Raw genomic sequence first — 1,199 nt, 5'->3', positions numbered from 1 at the left:
ACACCACCAAGCTGCAGGTCCAGATCGAACGAGCGGAGGCCTCCGCCAAGGGCGCGGCCGCCAATGTCGAGGACGCCACGGTGACGCTGACCGAGAACGAAAAGGCGCTTGTGCGCGCGGCGGCACTGACCAAGCGCGGCATGGCGACCGACCAGTCGCTCGAGGCGGCGACCGCGACGCGCGACCGCTCCAAGGCGGCGCTCGACAGTGCTGAGGCCAATCTCGCCATCGCCAATGCCGATCTGAAATCGCAGCAGACCGACCTTGCCAACAGCACCATCTATGCGCCGATCGACGGCATCGTGCTGACGCGCTCGGTCGATCCCGGCCAGACGGTCGCCTCTTCCCTGCAGGCGCCGGTGCTGTTCATCATTGCCGCCGATCTCAGGAACATGGAACTGGTGGCAGCGGTCGATGAGGCCGACATCGGCGCCGTCAAGTCCGGCCAGCATGCCCGCTTCACGGTGGATGCCTTCCCCGAGCGGCCGTTCGATGCCGAGATCCGCGACATCTCCTATGCCTCGGTCACCACCGACGGCGTCGTCACCTACAATGCGCGGCTTGAGGTCGACAACAACGAGCTGTTGCTGCGGCCCGGCATGACCGCCACCGTTTCGGTCGTCACCAAACAGGCCAAGGGCGTGCTCACCGTGCCGGCCACCGCCTTCCGCTATCGCCCGGCGCAGCAGGCCGCACGCGGCTGGAGCCTGAGCGACCTGTTCACCGGCCGCATGGGTCGCCCCGGCGGCAACCGCCAGCGCCAGGCCGCCACAGTGCCCACCGATGGCTCGCGCACCCTCTATGTGCTGGAGAACGGCCGTCCGCACCCGGTCAACGTCAAGATCGGCTCAACCGACGGCGAACTGACCGAGGTCCTTTCGGGCGTGGAAGAAGGCGCACAAATCATCACCGCGTCGCAGCAGCGGAGCTGATGCCGTGGCTGCGGGCGCGACCCTCATCACCTTCGACAAGGTCTGGAAGAGCTACGGCCAGGGCGAGGCCAAGGTGCATGCGCTGGCCGGCGTCGACCTTGCCATCCGGCGTGGCGAATTCGTCGCCATCATGGGGCCGTCCGGCTCCGGCAAGTCGACGGCGATGAACATCATCGGCTGCCTCGACACGCCGACGGCCGGAACCTATTCCTTCATGGGCATCGACGCCGGCCGGCTCGACCGCAACCGCCGCGCCATGCTGCGCAA

At 67.5% G+C, this 1,199-nt stretch carries 2 protein-coding genes; both read left to right on the top strand.

Annotated elements, in window-relative coordinates; genetic code table 11:
• Positions 1-932 (top strand): efflux RND transporter periplasmic adaptor subunit (locus EN993_RS36005; RefSeq protein ID WP_127266258.1); only part of this gene is annotated, 932 nt, incomplete at its 5' end.
• Positions 933-936: 4 nt separating this feature from the next.
• The coding region (locus EN993_RS36000; RefSeq protein WP_127266257.1) for an ATP-binding cassette domain-containing protein at positions 937-1,199 on the top strand (263 nt) is incomplete at its 3' end.

This window comes from Mesorhizobium sp. M7D.F.Ca.US.004.01.2.1 (assembly GCF_003997785.1).
GTDB lineage: Bacteria > Pseudomonadota > Alphaproteobacteria > Rhizobiales > Rhizobiaceae > Mesorhizobium > Mesorhizobium loti.
Note: the sequence above shows the minus strand (reverse complement) of the source record. Positions and strands in the feature narration are given on the sequence as shown.